The organism is Streptomyces sp. NPDC101191, from assembly GCF_044767915.1.
GTDB lineage: Bacteria > Actinomycetota > Actinomycetes > Streptomycetales > Streptomycetaceae > Streptomyces.
In genome coordinates this window covers 635,299-650,244 of sequence record NZ_JBIWOU010000002.1, presented here as the reverse complement: position 1 = coordinate 650,244, position 14,946 = coordinate 635,299, and the positions used below count along the sequence as shown (strand labels likewise).

Sequence of the window (14,946 nt, the reverse complement as noted above, 5' to 3'; positions counted from 1 at the left end):
AATGGCTCCATGCCAGCCACCCCGTCCCACACCGACCTGCTCGTCATCGGCGGAGGCCCGGCCGGCTGCGCCGCCGCCCGCATGGCCGCCGGCGTCGGCATGCGCTCCATCCTGATCGAGCCGGACGCCCTGTGCCGCAACCTCTACCGCATCCCCACCCTGAACAACGTGCTCGGCGGATACACGAGCGGACCCGAGTTCGCCGACGCCGTGACCGCGGAGCTCACGAGCACCGGCCTGTGCCGCATCGAACTCGGCCGCCGCGTCACCGAACTCCGCGTCACCGACGCGCCGGCCACCGGACTCGGCGCCGACGCACCCCCCGCGCCCGGCCCCCGAACCAGCGACGGCCACGTCACCGTCACCCTCGACACCGGCGCCCGCCTCACCGCCCCGTACGCCGTCGTCGCCACCGGCGTCGGCCCGCTCCAGCCCGACGACGTGCCCTGGATCACCGCCCCGAGTGGCCTCGCTCTCCCCCCGCTCTGGCAGGCGGACGCGGGCGACGCCGAAGGCCGTACCCTCCTCGTCCTGGGCGGCGACCGCCCCATCGGCACCTTTCTGCGCGCCCACCCGGCCCTCGTGACCCGGCTGCTCGTGGCGCATCCGGCCGGCGACGCGTACAAGACCGAGGAGATCCGCGACGACTCCCGCGTCACGTTGCTCCCCGTGGAGCACCTGACGCTGCGACGTGCGGACGGGGCCGCGGCCGTGACCGCCGAAGCGGTGGGGCCGCGCGGCGAACGCCGGGCCGTCACGGCGGACGTCGCATACCTGAGCATCGGCAACGCGCCGACGGCCCCGCCCGGCGACCTGGTCCGGAGCGCGGACGGCTACTGCCCGCCGGGCGCCCAGCACCCCCGCGTCATCGTGGCCGGCGACCTGCGGTCCGCCCGGTTCCAGCGGATCATGACCGCCCTCGGCTCCGGCAGCGAGGCCGCGCTGCAGGCCTACTACGCGACCCGGGAGCTGCCCACCTGACGCACGACCCCGGTGGCGGCCCCGAGGCCACCCCCCGGCGGTGCGCCCCCGGTCGGGTGACGCCGAGGCCACCCCGCGCGGCTCCGCCCCCGGCGCGGCGGCCCCACGCCCACCCCGTCCGCCGCCCGGCCTCCCTAGCGCCAGCCCAATCGCCCCGCCCGCCTCCCGCGCCGCCGGGCATCCCTCCCGCCGGCCCCGTCGCCCCGCCCGCCTCCCCGCTCCACCAGGTGAAATCCCCGCGAAGCGCAGGGCCCGCCTTCGATACCATGCCGACGGCCCGCAACACCCTCCGTCACCTGCGGTGACGTCGCCGCGACCCGGAGGGTCGCGGGGTTGCGGCCTCCCGACCTGGGGACCGCCGGGGCACCCGCATCGGCGCCGTACGTACGAAATGGAGCATCCGAGGATGGCTCGACACCTGGTAACCAGCGCGCTTCCCTACATCAACGGGATCAAGCACCTGGGCAACATGGTGGGGTCGATGCTCCCGGCGGACGTGTACTCCCGGTACCTCCGCCAGCGTGGTCACGACGTGCTCTACATCTGCGCCACCGACGAGCACGGCACGCCGGCCGAGCTGGCCGCCAAGGAGGCCGGGCTCTCGGTCGCCGAGTTCTGCGCGCGGGCGCACGACGCCCAGAAGGCCGTGTACGACGGCTTCGAGCTCGCCTTCGACCACTTCGGGCGCAGCTCCTCGCCGCAGAACGCCGAGATCACGCAGCACTTCGCGCGGAGACTGAACGAGAACGGGTTCATCGAGGAGCGGGCGATCCGGCAGGTGTACTCGCCGGTCGACGGGCGCTTCCTGCCCGACCGCTACGTCGAGGGCACCTGCCCGCACTGCGGTTACGACAAGGCCCGCGGCGACCAGTGCGAGAACTGCACCCGCGTCCTCGACCCGACCGACCTGATCGACCCGCGCTCGGCGATCAGCGGCTCCACGGACCTGGAGGTCCGCGAGACCAAGCACCTCTTCCTGCTGCAGTCCAAGCTCCAGCACGAGGTGGAGGAGTGGATCGCGGCCGTCGGTGCCGAGTGGCCGCACCTGTCCACCTCCATCGCCCGCAAGTGGCTCACCGAGGGACTCAACGACCGCTCCATCACCCGCGACCTCGACTGGGGCGTGCCCGTCCCGGCCGACACCTGGCCGGAGCTGGCCGCCGAGGGCAAGGTGTTCTACGTCTGGTTCGACGCCCCGATCGAGTACATCGCCGCGACGAAGGAGTGGGCGGACGCCGCCCCCGACGGCGAGGTCCGCGACTGGAAGTCGTGGTGGTACGAGGCCGACGACACCGTCCGCTACACGCAGTTCATGGCGAAGGACAACGTCCCCTTCCACACGGTGATGTTCCCGGCCACCGAGCTCGGCGTGCGCGAGCCGTGGAAGAAGGTCGACCTCGTCAAGGGCTTCAACTGGCTCACGTACTACGGCGGCAAGTTCTCCACCTCCCAGAAGCGCGGCGTCTTCACCGACGCGGCCCTCGAGGTCCTCCCCGGCGATTACTGGCGCTACTTCCTCCTCGCCAACGCGCCCGAGTCCGACGACTCCTCCTTCACCTGGGAGCACTTCACCGCCACGGTGAACAAGGACCTCGCCGACACCCTCGGCAACTTCGTCAACCGTGTGCTGTCCTTCTCCCGCAAGCGCTTCGGCGACGAGGTCCCGGCCGGTCGCCCGGCCGGCGAGGCCGAGGCGAAGCTCGGCCGGGAGATCGCGCGCCTGCTCGGCGAGTACGAGGAGCAGATGGAGGCCCTCCAGTTCCGCAAGGCCGCGGCCGCCCTGCGCGCGCTGTGGTCCGCGGGCAACTCCTACCTGGAGGAGAAGGCGCCCTGGCTGGAGATCAAGACCGACGCCGAGGGCGCCGCGCTGACGCTGCGCACCGCGATGAACCTCATCCACCTGTACGCCGTCGTCTCCGAGCCGTTCATCCCGTCCGCGGCCGCCGCCATGCGGGGCGCGTTCGCGACGGCCGACGACACGGCGACCTGGGTGACGGCGGAGCAGGCCGCGGCCCTGGACGCCGTCCCGGCCGGCACGGCCTTCACGGTGCCGCCGGTGCTCTTCGCGAAGATCACGGAGGAGGACCTGGAGGCCTTCCGCACGCGCTTCGGCGGCGGCGCGGACGCCTGACGGGCCCGGCCGGGTGGGTGGCGCGAATGCCTGATGGGCCGGGCCGGGGGGTGGCCCGGCGGTCTGATGGGCCCGGCCGGGTGAGTGGCCCGGACGTCTGACGGGCCCGGCCGGGTGGGTGCCGCGAATGCCTGATGGGCCCGGCCGGGTGAGTGGCCCGGACGTCTGACGGGCCGGGCCGGGTGGGTGCCGCGTATGCCTGACGGGCCGGGCCTGATGGGCGGAGCGGGCTCCTGACCGACCCGGCCGGGCACCCCACGGCCCAGTGGCCATGACGCACGCACGCGGTTCCCCGTGCCGCACGGGGACCCACGTGCCGCACAGGGACCCGCCTGCCGCACAGGGACCCGCGTGCCTCAGTCCTGTCGGCTCCCGAAGGCGCCGAGAATGCGCTCCGCCGCCAGCGTCGCCGTCAGTTCCCCGTCCCTGACCTGACGCTCGACCTCCGGGGTGAGCGCCCGGACGGCCGGGTCCGAGTGGAGTCGGTCGAGGAGCTCGTCGCGCACCATCGCCCAGGCCCAGCCGACCTGCTGGTCCCGGCGCCGGGCGGAGAGCCGGCCGGTCGCGTCCAGGAGCGAGCGGTGCTTCTCCAGGCGCTCCCACACCTCGTCGAGGCCGGTCGACTCGCGGGCGCTGCAGCTCAGGACCGGCGGGGTCCAGACCGCCTCGCGACCGTGCATCAGCCGCAGCGCGCCCGCGAGTTCACGGGCGGCGGCGCGCGCGTCGGTCACGTGGGGCCCGTCCGCCTTGTTGACCGCCACGACGTCGGCGAGTTCCAGGACGCCCTTCTTGATGCCCTGGAGCTGGTCGCCGGTGCGCGCGAGGGTGAGCAGCAGGAAGCTGTCGACCATGTCGGCCACGGCCGTCTCCGACTGCCCGACCCCGACCGTCTCCACGAGGATCACGTCGTATCCGGCGGCCTCCATCACCACCATGGACTCGCGGGTCGCCTTGGCGACGCCGCCGAGCGTGCCCGCGCTGGGGGAGGGGCGGACGAAGGCCGCGGGGTCCACCGCGAGCCGCTCCATCCGCGTCTTGTCGCCCAGGATCGAGCCGCCCGTGCGCGTCGAGGAAGGGTCGACGGCGAGCACCGCCACCCGGTACCCGAGGCCGGTGAGCATCGTGCCGAAGGCGTCGATGAAGGTGGACTTGCCCACCCCGGGGACCCCGCTGATCCCGATCCGCCGGGCCCGGCCGCTGTGCGGCAGCAGCCGGGTCAGCAGCTCCTGGGCCAGTGCCCGGTGGGCGGGCCGGGTGGACTCGACGAGGGTGATGGCGCGCGCCACGAGCGCGCGCTTCCCGTCCCGTACACCCTTCTCGTACGTGTCGATGTCGATCGCCATGGGGGTCAGAGTTCGTGCCCCAGGCCGGCCGACAGACGTCGCACCAGATCCGCCGCCGCGTCCGGGATCACCGTGCCCGGCGGGAAGACGGCCGCGGCTCCCATCTCCAGGAGGGTGGGCACGTCCTGGGGCGGGATGACCCCGCCCACGACGATCATGATGTCCTCGCGGCCCTCCGCCGCCAGCTCGTCCCGCAGCGCCGGGACGAGCGTGAGGTGACCGGCCGCGAGGGACGAGACACCCACGATGTGGACGTCCGCCTCGACGGCCTGCCGGGCCACCTCGGCCGGGGTCTGGAAGAGCGGGCCGACGTCGACGTCGAAGCCCAGGTCGGCGAAGGCGGTCGCGATCACCTTCTGGCCGCGGTCGTGGCCGTCCTGGCCCATCTTGGCGACCAGGATGCGGGGACGGCGGCCCTCGGCCTCCTCGAAGGAGTCGACGAGCGCGCGGGTGCTGTCGACGGACGGGGACTCGCCTGCTTCGTTGCGGTACACGCCGGAGATCGTACGGATCTGGCCGGCGTGCCGTCCGTACACCTTCTCCAGGGCGTCCGAGATCTCGCCGACGGTCGCCTTCGCGCGGGCGGCGCGGACGGCCAGTTCGAGCAGGTTGCCCTCGCCGCCGGCGGCCCGGGTGAGGTCGTCGAGCGCGTCCCGGCAGGCCCGCTCGTCGCGCTCCTCGCGCAGCCGCCGCAGCTTGTCGATCTGCTGGGCGCGCACCGAGGAGTTGTCGACCTTCAGGACCTCGATCTGCTCGTCGCCGTCGACGCGGTACTTGTTCACGCCGATGACCGGCTGCCGGCCGGAGTCGATCCGCGCCTGGGTACGGGCCGCGGCCTCCTCGACGCGCAGCTTCGGGATGCCCGCGTCGATGGCCTGCGCCATGCCGCCGGCCGCCTCGACCTCCTGGATGTGTTGCCAGGCCCGGCGCGCCAGGTCGTAGGTGAGACGCTCCACGTAGGCGCTGCCGCCCCACGGGTCGATGACCCGGGTGGTGCCCGACTCCTGCTGGATGAGGAGCTGAGTGTTGCGGGCGATGCGGGCCGAGAAGTCGGTCGGCAGGGCCAGCGCCTCGTCGAGCGCGTTGGTGTGCAGCGACTGGGTGTGCCCCTGGGTGGCCGCCATCGCCTCCACGCAGGTGCGCGTGACGTTGTTGAAGACGTCCTGCGCGGTCAGCGACCAGCCCGAGGTCTGCGAATGGGTGCGCAGCGACAGGGACTTGGCGTTCTTCGGGTCGAACTCCCGGACCAGCTTGGCCCAGAGCAGGCGCGCCGCGCGCAGCTTGGCGACCTCCATGAAGAAGTTCATGCCGATCGCCCAGAAGAACGACAGGCGCGGTGCGAAGGCGTCCACGTCCAGTCCGGCCTCCCGGCCCGCCCGGATGTACTCGACGCCGTCCGCCAGCGTGTACGCCAGCTCCAGGTCGGCCGTCGCCCCGGCCTCCTGGATGTGGTAGCCCGAGATGGAGATGGAGTTGTAGCGCGGCATGTGCTGCGAGGTGAAGGCGAAGATGTCGGAGATGATCCGCATCGACGGCTTCGGCGGGTAGATGTAGGTGTTGCGGACCATGAACTCCTTGAGGATGTCGTTCTGGATGGTCCCCGTGAGCATCGAAGCCGGCACCCCCTGCTCCTCGGCCGCGACGATGTACAGCGCGAGGACGGGCAGCACCGCGCCGTTCATCGTCATCGACACCGACATCTTGTCCAGCGGGATGCCGTCGAAGAGCTGCCGCATGTCGTAGATCGAGTCGATGGCGACGCCCGCCATGCCGACGTCGCCGGTGACGCGCGGGTGGTCGCTGTCGTAGCCGCGGTGCGTGGGCAGGTCGAAGGCGACCGAAAGGCCCTTCTGGCCGGCCGCCAGGTTGCGCCGGTAGAAGGCGTTCGACTCCTCGGCCGTCGAGAAGCCGGCGTACTGCCGGATCGTCCAGGGCTGGTTGACGTACATCGTCGGGTACGGGCCGCGCAGGTACGGCGCCATGCCCGGGTACGTCCCCAGGAAGTCGACGTCCGTCAGGTCACGGCCGGTGTACAGCGGCTTGACCGCGATGCCCTCCGGCGTCTCCCACAGCAGGTCGTCCCCGCCGGCGGCGCCCTTGACGGCGGCGCGCCACTCGTCGGCGCTGCCCGCCGGGGTCGGGGATCCCAGGTCGATCCCGGTGAAGTCGGGGATTCCCATCAGGACACTCCCATACGGTCGAGGGTGGCGGAGAGCACGGCGACGGCGTCGCACCCCGCGAAGACATGACTGTCGACACCGGCGTACGTGCCCCGGCCGGCCAGGGACACATGGCCGGCCCCGGCCTCGCGCAGCGCGGCGGCGGTGGACTCGGCCTGCTCCTCGTAGAGCGCGTCACTGGAGCACAGGCAGGCCTCGGCGGCCCCGCTGTCCTCGAAGGAGCCCTCGGTGACGGGCTCGATGCCGCCGGCCTGGAACAGGTTGGCCGCGAAGGTGAGGCGGGCCGTGTGCGCGGCGGCGGGCCCGAGGGCCGCCAGGTACACGCGCGGCCGTGCGCCGGTCGCCGCGAGGTGGGCGTCGGAGCGGGCGCGCAGCGCCTCGAACGCCTCGTCGCGCCGTACGCGGGGGAGGCCGCCCTCCGGCGCGGCGGGCCCCGGCTCGCGCACCACCGGCTTCTCCGCGAGGTGCGGGAACTCGCTGACGCCCGTGACGGGTTCACGGCGCTTGGCGAGGTTCTCGGAGCGCTCCGCCCAGGTGGCGGCGATCCGCTCGCGCAGCAGGTCCGAGCGCAGTGCGGCCGCCTGGCCGCCCGCCTGCTCGATCTCCTGGAAGAACTCCCAGGCTGCCCGCGCGAGTTCGTCGGTCAGCGACTCCACGTACCAGGAGCCGCCGGCCGGGTCGATGACCCGGGACAGGTGCGACTCCTCGATGAGGATCGTCGACGTGTTGCGGGCGATCCGGCGCGCGAAGGCGTCCGGCAGTCCGAGTGCGTGGTCGAAGGGGTGGACCGTGACCGACTCGGCGCCGCCGACGCCGGCCGCCAGGGTGGCGATGGTCGTGCGCAGCATGTTCACCCACGGGTCGCGGCCCGTCATCATCACCGGCGACGTCACCGCGTGCTGGAGCTGCGCCCCGGCCGCCGGGGCGCCACAGGCCTCCGCGATCCGCGCCCAGAGGCGCCGGGCCGCGCGGAACTTGGCGGTCGTCAGGAACTGGTCGGCGGTCGCCGCGTAACGGAACTCCAGCTGCCCCAGGGCCTGTTCGACGGTGAGTCCGCCGTCGGTGAGCGCGCGCAGATAGGCGACGCCGGTCGCGAGCGAGGCGCCCAGCTCCTGCGCGGCCGAACCGCCGGCCCCGTGGTAGGGCAGCGCGTCCACGGTGAGGGCGCGCAGTCCCGGGTACGCCTCGGCGCACAGCCGGGCGAGGGCGACCGTGGCGGGGAAGCCGTCACCGTCGTACGCCGCACCGGTGCGCGCCTCGGTGCCGAGCGGGTCGGCGCCGAGGTTGCCGCGGACGACCTCGGGGGCGATGCCGCGACGCGTGAGGATGTCGAGGAGTTCGGTGGCCGCGGCCGCGGTCTCGGCGCCGGCCTCCAGCACGATCGGGGCCAGGTCCAGGTACACGTCCTGGAGGGTCCGGTCGAGCTCGGCCACCGGAACGGCGTCCGGCCCGACGACCAGCCACAGCGACGTGACGCCGTTCTCGAGGTCGGTCAGGACCGCCTCCGGGTCGGCCGTCACGTGCCGCTGACGCACGTCCCAGCCGCCCGCCGTGTTGCCCTCGGCCCGGCCGGACCGGACGAACGGGGCGAAACCGGGAAGTCCGGGATCGGGCGCGTCGTCGTCGGACGTGTAGAGAGGACGGGCGCGCAGGCCGTCCTCCAGCGCGGTGGAGAGCGCGTCCTCGGCCTCGGTGTCAGGGATGTCCTTGCCCGACCTGCTCAGCACGCCCGCCACGAGGCGCCGCCACTGTGCATGGGTCGCTGCGGAGAACTCGGCGGCCAGGGAAAGGCCGTCGTCAGGCAGCACAGTCATGCCCGGATGCTAGGCCAGATGCACAACGGAGCAGCAGGGTGATCAGCTGTGACCTTGACCTCCCCGGATCGGCCTTGATCAGGCAACACCTTCCGTGCTGGATCCGCTCTCGCCGCGCAGGCAGGCCTCAGCAACCCACCATTGGCAGTCCGGCGAGCGCCGGGTGACGGGGTGCGAGGAACACCGCGCGCGTCGGTCCCGCGCCCGGTCGGGGGAACACCGTCTGCCGCCGGCCCTGGTGCCGGAAGAAGGACAGGGCCGCGGTGTCCCGGTGATCCGGCGCCACCCAGACCCGGTCGTCGACGGCCGGCACCGTGAGCGTGTCCAGGATCCGCGTCGCGACACCCCGCCCGCGCGCCACCGGCGCGACCACCAGGTCCCCTATGCGCACGGCCCCGGCCAACCACTCCTGCGCGCGGCCGTCGCCGGACAGCGGTTCGCCGGCATACGGGACGGGGGTGCGGGTCGCCGTTCCGAACCCGCACAGCAGACTGTCCGCCCGCGCGGTCACCGCCAGGAAGCCCGGCGTCCGCGCCTCCTCGGCGAGCCGCTCCCGGAACTCCAGGGCCGGCCGGTCGTCCTGTGCCGGGACGGGGCCGCGCGTGGCGAGCCGCCGCAGGTGGACGAACTCGTCCACGAGCGAGAGCGCCGCCCTCGACGGGGAGGGGACCGGCGGCGCCGGGTCCGCCCCGCAGGACCGAGGAATCGGGCCGCCGGGACCGCCCCGGAGGACCGAGGAATCGGGGAGACCGGAGGACGCAGCCTTCGCAGCGGCCGCAGAGAAGGGAAAGTTCGCGGGGACCGCAAGGATCGGCGGACGGAGGGGAAGGGGGCGGCCCGGACAGGCGGCCGGGACCGGTTACCGGGGGCCGGGTCGGCCGCCCCCCGCCGGGGGCGGAGCGCGGCGCCCCGCCCCCGGCGGTGGTGGGATCAGGACGGGGACAGCTCGGCGCGCACCGTCCGCGCCGCCGCCACGAGGTGGTCCAGGGAGGCCCGGGTCTCGGGCCAGCCGCGCGTCTTCAGCCCGCAGTCCGGGTTGACCCACAGCCGCTCGGCCGGGATGGCACGCAGACCGGCGCGCAGCAAAGCGGCCGCCTCCTCCGGGCTCGGGACGCGCGGGGAGTGGATGTCCCAGACGCCCGGTCCGGCTTCGCGCGGGTAGTCGTGGGCGGCGAGTTCGCGGGCGACCTGCATGTGGGAGCGGGCCGCCTCCAGGCTGATGACGTCGGCGTCGAGGTCGTCGATGGCCTGGACGATGTCTCCGAACTCGGCGTAGCACATGTGGGTGTGGATCTGGGTGTCCGGCCGCACCCCGCAGGTGCTGAGGCGGAACGCCTCCGTCGCCCAGGCCAGATAGCCCGGACGGTCGGCGGCGCGCAACGGCAGGGTCTCGCGCAGCGCGGGCTCGTCGACCTGGATCACAGACGTGCCCACGGCCTCCAGGTCGGTCACCTCGTCGCGCAGGGCGAGCGCCACCTGCCGGGCGGTGTCGGCGAGCGGCTGGTCGTCGCGGACGAAGGACCAGGCCAGCATGGTGACGGGCCCGGTGAGCATGCCCTTGACCGGCCGGTCCGTGAGGGACTGGGCGTACGAGGTCCAGCGGACCGTCATCGGCGCGGGGCGGGAGATGTCCCCAGCCAGGATCGGCGGGCGTACGTAGCGGGTGCCGTACGACTGGACCCAGCCGTGCCGGGTGGCCAGGTAGCCGTCGAGCCGCTCGGCGAAGTACTGCACCATGTCGTTGCGCTCGGGTTCGCCGTGGACGAGGACATCGAGACCGGCCTCCTCCTGGTAGGCGACCACCTCCTCGATCTCGGCGCGGATGCGCTCCTCGTAGCCGTCGGCGTCGATCCGGCCGGCCCGCAGGTCCGCGCGGGCGCCGCGCAGTTCGGCGGTCTGCGGGAAGGAGCCGATCGTGGTGGTCGGGAGCAGCGGCAGGCGCAGACGGGCCCGCTGCGCCGCTGCCCGCTCGGCGTACGCCTCCGAGCGGCGCGCGTCGGCCGGTGTGACGGCCGCCGCGCGGGCGCGCACGTCGGGGTTCCGCGTGAGGGGGGAGTGCGCGCGGGAGGCGAGGGCGGCGCGGTTCGCCGACAGCTCCCCGGCCACGGCGGCCGCGCCGGCCGACAGGCCCTTCGCCAGGGTCACGACCTCCGCCGTCTTCTGCCGGGCGAAGGAGAGCCAGCGCAGGATCTGCGGGTCGACGTCCTTCTCGGCGGACGCGTCGAGGGGCACGTGGAGGAGCGAGCAGGAGGCGGCGACGTCCACGCGGCCGGCGAGTCCGAGCAGCGTGCCGAGGGTGGCGAGGGCCTTCTCCAGGTCGGCGACCCAGACGTTGCGGCCGTCGACGACGCCGGCGACCAGACGCTTGCCGGGGAGGCCGCCGACTGCGGCCAGGTCGTCGAGGTTGGCGGCGGCGGGGCCGGTGAAGTCGAGGGCGAGTCCTTCGACGGGCGCCTTGGCGAGGACGGGCAGGGCGTCGCCGAGGCGGTCGAAGTAGGAGGCGACGAGGAGCTTCGGCCGGTCGGTGAGCGCGCCCAGATCCCGGTAGGCGCGTGCGGCGGCGTTCAGCTCGGCCGGCGTGCGGTCCTGCACGAGCGCGGGCTCGTCCAGTTGCACCCACTCCGCGCCGGCTGCCCGCAGGTCGGCGAGCACCTCCGCGTAGACGGGAAGGATCCGGTCGAGCAGCGTCAGCGGGTCGAAGCCGGCGGCCACGCCCGGCGCCGGCTTCGCGAGCAGCAGATAGGTGACGGGCCCGACCAGGACCGGCCGGGCGGTCAGGCCGAGCGCGAGGGCCTCGCGCAGTTCGGCGACCTGCCGGGCGGAGTGCGCCGAGAACACCGTGCCCGGTCCCAACTCGGGTACGAGATAGTGGTAGTTGGTATCGAACCACTTCGTCATCTCCAGCGGCGCGACCTCCTGTGTGCCCCGCGCCATGGCGAAGTAGCCGGCGAGCGGGTCCGCGGCGACGGCCTCCCGGTGGCGCTCCGGGATCGCGCCCACCATCACGGTGGTGTCGAGCACGTGGTCGTACAACGAGAAGTCGCCGGTGGGGACTTCATCGATTCCGGCCTCGGCCAGGCGCCGCCCGTTCGCGGCGCGCAGCCCGGCGGCGACGGACCGGAGTGCCGTGGCGTCGACCCGTCCCTTCCAGTACCCCTCGACGGCCTTCTTCAGCTCTCGGCCCTGGCCCTGACGGGGGTAGCCGTACACGGTGGCCTGTGCCGCCGCGGGTGCGGTCCTCGTGGTCACGGAGATCTCCTTCGCGATCTGCATCCCTGAGATCCCGGCGGGACGGGGGCGCGAAGGGGTGACGGACGCGACGGAGGCGAGGAGGCGCCCGGCGCCGTCGTCCGTCTCGTTCCGCTCCGACCCGCCCTCGAGGTCACCGGGGATTCCGCGCGCGGAGCCGTCCGCGTGCGGGCAACGGGCAGGTCTTCGGACTCGCGGGCACGCCCTCCTGACGGAGGACTCCTACTGGCCGTCGCTTCCCGGACCGTGCGGTCCAGTGCTGTGTGACGGCGGTCGTTCCCGCTCACCGCTGCGGGGCAGTCCCGGATTCCCACCGGGTTCCCTCTTACGACGCGCCCGCCTGGATGGCGGGGGCGAACCAGCTGCACTGTCACCCTACATGCGGCCCTCGCGGGCCGGGTGGTGTCGGACGGAAGGGGTCATGTCCGAACAGCGAGGCAACCGCGGGTTCCCCGCTCACACGCGCGGGTGATCAAGCCCCTCCCGGGGGCCTCCGGACAGGCGGCGACGGGTGATCGATCCCTAGTATGCCGGTACATGTTGCTTTGGCTGCTCAACAACGTCAGCACCTTCACGCTCACCGTCGTCACCGTCGGCGGAACGGTCCTCCTGGCCGTGCTCGGCAGCGTGCTCTTCCGTCGCAGGTACCCGTCGCTGGCCGAGGGCGAGCACAACGACATGGTCGGGGTGACGCTGGGGATGTTCGGCGCGATCTACGGGATCATCCTGGCCTTCGTCATCGTCACCCTCTGGACGCAGCTGGACAGCACACAGACCATCGTCGCCACCGAGGCAACCGACGCCGCGCTCATCGCCCGCGACGCCGCCGCCTTCCCGCCGCCGGTCCGCGCCCGCGTCGACGAGGCGCTCAGCGGCTACGTCCACACCGTGGTGGAGGACCAGTGGCCCCGGATGCGCGCCGGAGCGCCCGACTACGGGACCACCGGCGGCAAGCTGCAGGCCGTCTACGACGCGCTGCAGACCTACGAGCCGACGAGCACCCGCGAGGAGGTCTTCTACGAGTCGGCCGTCGGTCACCTCAACGACGTCGCCGCCCAGCGCAGGGCGCGCCTGACCATGGCCGAGCAGCAACTGCCCCCGCTGCTCCAGGTCCTGGCCTTCGGTGGCGCGCTCGTCCTCATCCCGCTCACCTTCCTTTACGGCATGCGCAGGATGCGGATCCAGCTCCTGTTCGTCTCGTCGGTCGCCGCCCTCATCGGCTTCAGCCTGCTGCTCGTGTTCGTTCTCGACCGCCCCTTCGCCGGGGACCTCAGCGTGAGCCCGACGCCGTACAAGGAGGGGGCCCTCGCCCGGTACTGGTCCGGTCCCGGCGGCGGGCCGCAATAGCGGACGGCCGCGGTCCGCCCACCGCGGGCCGCGGCGGAGCGCGTGCGTTTGGCAGACTGGCGCGGTTCGATCATGAGTCGTCACCGATCCGTCTGAGGAGCCGCGCCGTTGAGCGTCACCATCGAAGGACAGATAGACATCGCGGGCCCGGTGGGCAAACTGCTCCACCGGCGTCCGCTCCACCACAGCACGGTCATGCAGGGCTTCGGCATCGACCCGGTGTCCGGCGACATCTTCGTGCTGCAGATCATGCAGGGCGACGTCCGGCTGCCCGACGAGCCGGCGGCCGTCGACTACGCGACCCGCAAGACGAACGGCGACCTGTGCCTGACCCGGCTCGACCAGGCCGGCGCGATCACCGGATACATGTACCTGCGCGGGTTCGGACACGGCGTCAGCCTGGGCGTGGAGAACCGCGACGGGACGATCTGGCTCTGGACCGAGACCGCGTCCTCGCCCAACAGCAAGAACGAGGGCTACGGCACCGCCGTCACCAGCTTCCCGTTCGGCACCGGGACGACCATCGACCACGGCTCCCCGGCGCACACCCCGCCCTACCGGCCCGACCCGGCGTGCCGCGGCATCACTCCCACGATCGACCGCAGCGCCAATGAGCTCGTCGTCCGGTTCAACCTCGGCGGCGTGATGACCTTCGAGCGGTACGACCTGGCCAAGGCGGCGGCCGGGGTCTGGGAGCCGCTCCAGCGGCTCACCCCGAACGTGCCCGCCGACGGCGTCGACTTCCAGGGGTACGCGTCCCACGACGGTGTGCTGTACACGCTCAAGGGCCAGAGCCTCGACGCCGCCCCGCTGCCCGGCAACACCCACATCGCCGCCTTCGAGTGGGCCACCGGCGCCCTGCTCGACCACCGGCACATCACGGCCGGCCCCGGCCTGGAGTGGCGCGAGGCGGAGGGCATGGCCGTCTCCGTCCGCGACGGCGTCCCGCACCTGCACTTCGGCTTCGCCTGCGAGGACCCCGGCCCGCGGACCTGCACGATCATGTCCTTCTCCGCGGCCCCGGAGACCGACGGCGTGAAGGTCCTCACGGACTGGCAGCCGATCACCCTCGCCGCCGGGGTGAGCGTCGATCAGGACGCCCCCAGGGCGCGGCTGATCAGCCTCGCCGGCACCACGACCCTGCAGCTGAGCGGCGGGGTCCGGGGCCCCTTCGGCGCCGACACCGTCCTCGGCACCCTGCCCGACGCCCTCACCCCCAGCGTCGTCGCCCGCGCCACCGTGCCCCGCGACAACGCGCTCGGCGGCCCCGCCGTCGCCCGCGTCGAGGTCGGCACCGACCGCGCGGTCCGGCTCTACGGCGGACGCACCGCCAACCCCATCGCCTGGGCGCAGCTCGACAGCGTCAGCGCCGTCTGGCGCTGACCCCCCACCTCTCTCGGTCCCAAGGAGCGCACCACCCATGTCGCAGAACCGCCGCAGCATCCTCGGCGCGGCCCTCGCCCTGCCCACCGCCCTCACCGTCGGCGGCCTCGCCGCCGCCACCCCGGCCGCCGCCGCCCCCGGCGCGGTCGACGCCGGAGCCTGGACGCCGCTCGTCCTGGAGCCCGGCATCACCCCGAACGCCGCCGCCGCGCCCGAGGTCCGGCTCGTCACCATCGCCGGCACCGCCTTCCTCCAGGCCCGCGGCCTGGTCACCTGCAACCTCACCGGCGACGCCAGGATCGGCCGGCTGCCGGACGGCTTCGCCCTCCCGACCGGCTACGTGCGGGCCGCGGTGCCGCGCAACAACAGCCAGGGCATCAACGCCTGCCGACTGGAGATCAACCCGGCCGGCTCGGTGAGCGTCTTCGGCGGCAACACCGCGAACGCGATCACCTGGGTCCAGTTCGACTCCGTGCAAACGATCTGGCGCTGAGCCCTCGACCCATGGGGACGCCGGC

Annotated in this window: 10 protein-coding genes and 1 riboswitch; of the genes, 5 read left to right on the top strand and 5 right to left on the bottom strand. The window is 73.3% G+C overall.

Annotated elements, in window-relative coordinates; genetic code table 11:
- Positions 1-9: 9 nt before the first annotated feature.
- Together ACIRQF_RS09975 and metG are read left to right on the top strand one after the other, a co-directional pair.
- Positions 10-981: an FAD-dependent oxidoreductase gene (locus tag ACIRQF_RS09975; RefSeq protein ID WP_404090504.1), complete on the top strand. Its 972-nt coding sequence runs from the start codon at positions 10-12 to the stop codon at positions 979-981.
- A gap of 406 nt (positions 982-1,387) precedes the next feature.
- A complete protein-coding gene (metG, locus tag ACIRQF_RS09970) occupies positions 1,388-3,112 on the top strand; it encodes a methionine--tRNA ligase (RefSeq protein ID WP_404090501.1) in 1,725 nt (574 codons plus the stop codon).
- A gap of 356 nt (positions 3,113-3,468) precedes the next feature.
- Here metG and meaB read toward each other — a convergent pair whose 3' ends face one another.
- The 5 genes from meaB to metE all read right to left on the bottom strand — a co-directional run bounded on the left by meaB (position 3,469) and on the right by metE (position 11,722).
- Complete coding sequence (meaB, locus tag ACIRQF_RS09965; RefSeq protein WP_376635179.1) at positions 3,469-4,455, bottom strand: methylmalonyl Co-A mutase-associated GTPase MeaB; 987 nt, start codon at positions 4,453-4,455, stop codon at positions 3,469-3,471.
- A 5-nt stretch (positions 4,456-4,460) separates the two neighbouring features.
- Complete coding sequence (gene scpA, locus ACIRQF_RS09960) at positions 4,461-6,635, bottom strand: methylmalonyl-CoA mutase (RefSeq protein ID WP_376635178.1); 2,175 nt, start codon at positions 6,633-6,635, stop codon at positions 4,461-4,463.
- Positions 6,635-8,449, bottom strand: coding sequence for a methylmalonyl-CoA mutase family protein (locus ACIRQF_RS09955; RefSeq protein ID WP_404090497.1), 1,815 nt, complete (start codon positions 8,447-8,449; stop codon positions 6,635-6,637). Before ACIRQF_RS09955 ends, scpA begins: the two co-directional genes overlap by 1 nt.
- A gap of 127 nt (positions 8,450-8,576) precedes the next feature.
- Positions 8,577-9,086 carry a GNAT family N-acetyltransferase gene (locus tag ACIRQF_RS09950; protein ID WP_404090494.1) on the bottom strand — a complete coding sequence of 170 codons (510 nt, stop codon included), beginning with the start codon at positions 9,084-9,086 and terminating at the stop codon, positions 8,577-8,579.
- A 293-nt stretch (positions 9,087-9,379) separates the two neighbouring features.
- Positions 9,380-11,722: a 5-methyltetrahydropteroyltriglutamate--homocysteine S-methyltransferase gene (metE, locus tag ACIRQF_RS09945; protein WP_404090492.1), complete on the bottom strand. Its 2,343-nt coding sequence runs from the start codon at positions 11,720-11,722 to the stop codon at positions 9,380-9,382.
- A 135-nt stretch (positions 11,723-11,857) separates the two neighbouring features.
- Positions 11,858-12,076, bottom strand: a riboswitch (cobalamin riboswitch).
- A gap of 159 nt (positions 12,077-12,235) precedes the next feature.
- Between metE and ACIRQF_RS09940 the strand changes: the two genes are divergently transcribed.
- The 3 genes from ACIRQF_RS09940 (at position 12,236) to ACIRQF_RS09930 (ending at position 14,921) form a co-directional block, all read left to right on the top strand.
- Entirely contained in the window at positions 12,236-13,045 is an 810-nt protein-coding gene (locus tag ACIRQF_RS09940) for a DUF4239 domain-containing protein (protein ID WP_404090490.1), read from the top strand.
- A gap of 108 nt (positions 13,046-13,153) precedes the next feature.
- Positions 13,154-14,428, top strand: coding sequence for a hypothetical protein (locus ACIRQF_RS09935; protein ID WP_382481909.1), 1,275 nt, complete (start codon positions 13,154-13,156; stop codon positions 14,426-14,428).
- A gap of 37 nt (positions 14,429-14,465) precedes the next feature.
- Positions 14,466-14,921 (top strand): hypothetical protein, encoded by a 456-nt coding sequence (locus ACIRQF_RS09930; protein ID WP_404090487.1) that lies wholly within the window; start codon positions 14,466-14,468, stop codon positions 14,919-14,921.
- Positions 14,922-14,946 lie beyond the last annotated feature (25 nt).

What these genes read in the sequence shown, in the direction of transcription:
- ACIRQF_RS09940 (WP_404090490.1), top strand. Translation starts at nt 12,236, where the DNA reads ATGTTGCTTTGGCTGCTCAACAACGTCAGCACCTTCACGCTCACCGTC.
- ACIRQF_RS09975 (WP_404090504.1), top strand. Translation starts at nt 10, where the DNA reads ATGCCAGCCACCCCGTCCCACACCGACCTGCTCGTCATCGGCGGAGGC.
- ACIRQF_RS09955 (WP_404090497.1), bottom strand. Translation starts at nt 8,449, where the DNA reads ATGACTGTGCTGCCTGACGACGGCCTTTCCCTGGCCGCCGAGTTCTCC.
- ACIRQF_RS09930 (WP_404090487.1), top strand. Translation starts at nt 14,466, where the DNA reads ATGTCGCAGAACCGCCGCAGCATCCTCGGCGCGGCCCTCGCCCTGCCC.
- meaB (WP_376635179.1), bottom strand. Translation starts at nt 4,455, where the DNA reads ATGGCGATCGACATCGACACGTACGAGAAGGGTGTACGGGACGGGAAG.
- metG (WP_404090501.1), top strand. Translation starts at nt 1,388, where the DNA reads ATGGCTCGACACCTGGTAACCAGCGCGCTTCCCTACATCAACGGGATC.
- scpA (WP_376635178.1), bottom strand. Translation starts at nt 6,635, where the DNA reads ATGGGAATCCCCGACTTCACCGGGATCGACCTGGGATCCCCGACCCCG.
- metE (WP_404090492.1), bottom strand. Translation starts at nt 11,722, where the DNA reads ATGCAGATCGCGAAGGAGATCTCCGTGACCACGAGGACCGCACCCGCG.